General features: G+C 72.3%; 3 protein-coding genes and 1 pseudogene. 1 reads left to right on the top strand and 3 read right to left on the bottom strand.

Annotated elements, in window-relative coordinates:
- Window positions 1–1,639: ABC transporter permease (locus B7767_RS09695; RefSeq protein WP_085571831.1), on the bottom strand; the 1,639-nt coding region annotated here is incomplete at its 3' end.
- On the bottom strand, window positions 1,636–2,565 hold the full coding sequence (locus tag B7767_RS09690) for an ABC transporter ATP-binding protein (protein WP_085571830.1): 930 nt from the start codon (window positions 2,563–2,565) through the stop codon (window positions 1,636–1,638). The genes B7767_RS09695 and B7767_RS09690, both read right to left, overlap by 4 nt.
- A 114-nt stretch (window positions 2,566–2,679) precedes the next feature.
- Between B7767_RS09690 and B7767_RS09685 the strand changes: the two genes are divergently transcribed.
- Window positions 2,680–3,177, top strand: a complete 498-nt coding sequence (locus B7767_RS09685) for a GbsR/MarR family transcriptional regulator (RefSeq protein ID WP_085571829.1) — start codon at window positions 2,680–2,682, stop codon at window positions 3,175–3,177.
- A 28-nt stretch (window positions 3,178–3,205) separates the two neighbouring features.
- Here B7767_RS09685 and B7767_RS09680 read toward each other — a convergent pair.
- Window positions 3,206–3,395, bottom strand: a pseudogene (locus tag B7767_RS09680) (diacylglycerol kinase); the annotation flags it as partial.

Below are 3,395 nucleotides of genomic sequence, written 5' to 3'. Positions count from 1 at the left end.
CCCGCCGACGGAAGCCCGCCAGTCCCAGCCACACCAGGCCGGCAGCGACGAGGGTCAGCAGGAACAGCGGCGTCCAGTCCATGTCCGCCGCGGGCAGCCGCGGGACGTGGCCGAAGGGGGAGAGGTTGTTCATCCAGTCCGGGAACTGGAGGAGCTGGCCGAGGTAGCCGATGACGAAGGCGTACACCGGCACGATCCAGGCCGCCGCGCTCGCGCGCGGGAACCAGCCGAAGAGGACCACGGCGACACCGACGGTCACCCACAGGGCGGGGGCGTAGGCCAGAGCCGCGCCGACCAGCTTCGGGAACAGTGCGCCGTCGCCGGCCGAGGCCGCCCCCGAGACACCGAAGCCGAGCCCGGCGAGGAGCAGGACGAGCGTGCCGCCGCTCATCGCCACGGCCAGGTGGCTGCCGACCCAGCGGGTGCGCGAGAGGCCGGTGGACAGCAGGGGCTCCGCGCGGCCCGCGGTCTCCTCCGAGCGTGGCCGCAGCGCGGCCATCACCCCGTACACCGCCGCCACCACCGTGATGACCACCATGACCATCGAAGCGAACGACTCGGCGACACTGGCGCCGCCGATGCGGTCCAGGGCCTCCTGGAACTGGTCGATGTCCTTCAGCATGTCCTCGGCGTCCCCGAGGATGGAGCCGTACATCGCGCCCATCACGAACAGGCCCGCGCCGAAGCCGGCCAGCATGCCGCGGTGCAGCCGCAGCGCGAAGCCGATCGGCGTGCCCAGCGCCTCGGAGGCGACCGGGCGGCCCAGCTTCTCCGGGCGCAGACCCGCGCCCACGTCCCGCCGGGTGGAGAGGACGAAGCCCGTCGCGGCGCAGGCCACCGCGAGCGCGGCGCACAGCAGCAGCGGCCACCAGCGGTTGTCGACGAAGACGTAGGTGCGCTGCACCCAGCCGATCGGGGACAGCCAGGACAGGGCGCCGCTGGAGCCGCTGTCGCCGGCGGCGCGCAGCACGAACGCCACGCCGATGACCGCGAGGGCCATCCCGCTCGCGCCGCGCGTGTGTGCGGTGACCTGCGCGGTGATCGCGGCGACGGCGGCGAAGACGATGCCGACGGCCGCGTGGGTGAGGCCGTACAGCAGCGACCCGGCGGTGTCGACGCCCTCCAGACCCATGCCGGACAGTCCGAAGGCCAGGAGCAGGGCCAGGACCAGGTTGGCGAGGACCGCGACCGACAGGGCGGCGGCGAGGTGGGCGTGGCGGCCCACGACCGTCGAGCGCACCAGTTCGGCGCGGCCCGTCTCCTCCTCGGCGCGGGTGTGCCGAGTGATGATCAGTACGCTCATCAGCCCGACGAGGACGGCCATGAAGCCGATCATCTGGTGGCCCAGCATGGAGCCGAAGTTGTAGTCGTCGAGGTAGTGGCGTGGGCCCGACATGGCGAGACCGGCCGGACTGTCCATGGTGCTGACGACGTTGGCGCGGTCCTCGGGGTCGGCGTACAGGGTCTTGTAGCTGTTCGCCGTCGAGAGCGTGCCGAGGAACAGCGCCAGGATCCACACGGGGAGCCGGATCCGGTCCCTGCGCAGGGCGAAGCGCATCAGGGTGCGGGTCCCGGCCAGGGTGTTGCCGACGGTGGCGGGGGCGGTGGGCGCGGGGGCCTCGGCGGTGGTGGCGGTCATTTCACGGCTCCGTCGCCGTTGCCGGGGTGGCCGTTGGCGGTCAGCTCGTCGCCGTAGTGGCGGAGCATGAGCTCCTCCAGGGTCGGCGGGTGGCTGACCAGGCTGCGGATGCCGAACTCGGTGAGCTTGCGGACCGCGCCGTCGACCCGGGCGCCGTCGACCGCGAAGTGGACGCGGCCGTCGGCGGTGCGCAGGTCGTGGATGCCGGGCAGCGCGTCCAGGCCGGTGGCCGGACGCTCGGTCTCGGCCTCGATCGTCGTACGCGTCAGATGCCGCATCTCGGCGAGCGTGCCGGACTGCACGATCCGCCCGAGCCGGATGATGCTCACCCGGTCGGCGAGCTTCTCCACCTGGGCCAGGATGTGACTGGAGAGCAGCACGGTCTTTCCCGCGGCCTTGGCCTCGACGATGACGTCCTGGAAGACGACCTCCATGAGCGGGTCCAGGCCCGCGGTCGGTTCGTCGAGGAGCAGCAGTTCGGCGTCGGAGGCGAGCGCGGCGACGATGGCGACCTTCTGCCGGTTGCCCTTGGAGTAGGCCCGGCCCTTCTTGGTCGGGTCCAGGTCGAAGCGCTCGACGAGGTCGGCGCGGCGCCGCTTGTCGATGCCGCCGCGCAACCGCGCGAGCAGGTCGATGGCCTCACCGCCGGTGAGGCCGGGCCACAGCTCGACGTCGCCGGGGACGTAGGCGAGACGGTGATGCAGCTCGACCGCGTCCGCCCACGGATCGTGCCCGAGCACCTGGGCGGCGCCCGAGTCGGCGCGCAGCAGGCCGAGCAGGACGCGGATGGTGGTCGACTTGCCGGCGCCGTTGGGGCCGAGGAAGCCGTGGACCTCGCCGGTCCCGACGCTCAGGTCGAGACCGTCCAGTGCGTGGGTCCGGCCGAACGACTTGTGCAGTCCGGACACGGTGATGGCCTTCGTCATGTTTCGGAACGTACGCTTCTTTCAGAAATTTGTGAAGTTAAGGAAGCGTATAAATCAACGGCTAGACTTGATCCACGGCATCCACGGCGCCTGAGCAGGGGAGATGATCGGAGCATGGCGGAACCGAGCGGGACGGCCCGGGACCCGGAGGCGGTCTCGCGGTTCGTGGAGCACTTCGCGGCGCAGATGGTGGAGGCCGGCATGTCGCGCATGCCCGCCCGCGTCTTCGGCGCCCTGCTCGCCTCCGACGCCGGGGTCATGACCTCCGCCGAGCTGGGCGAACAGCTCAAGGTCTCACCGGCCGCGGTGTCCGGCGCGGTGCGCTACCTGTCCCAGGTGCACATGGTGTCGCGCGAACGCGAGCCCGGCTCGCGCCGTGAGCGGTACCGGGTCCACGGCGACCAGTGGTACGAGGCCCTCACCAACCGCGAGGCCGTCCTCAAGCGCTGGGAGGACGCCCTCCGCGAGGGCGTCACCAGCCTGGGCGCGGACACCCCGGCGGGGCGGCGGCTGGCGGAGACGCTGGCCTTCTTCGAGTTCGTGGAGAAGGAGATCGAGACGATGATGGAGCGCTGGCGGGTGCACCGGGAGGAGCGGTTCGGGCGGGCATGACCGGTCCGGTACGCCCCTGGCGCGGCCGCTAACGTACCGGCACCGTCAGCCCCCAGGCCCCCTCCCGCACCACCCACGTCCGCGTCCGCACCGGTCCCGACACCGCCGCGTCCGCCCGGTAGCGGAAGTGCGCGCCCGACACGGTCACCGTGCGGCCCTCGGCCGACAGCGGGGACGCGTCCGCCCCCGCCGACGCCGGACGCACCTCCACCCGCGCC

The organism is Streptomyces sp. 13-12-16 (assembly GCF_002114215.1).
GTDB lineage: Bacteria > Actinomycetota > Actinomycetes > Streptomycetales > Streptomycetaceae > Streptomyces.
The sequence above is the reverse complement of the archived record's forward strand: the minus strand, read 5'-3'. Positions and strand labels throughout refer to the sequence as shown.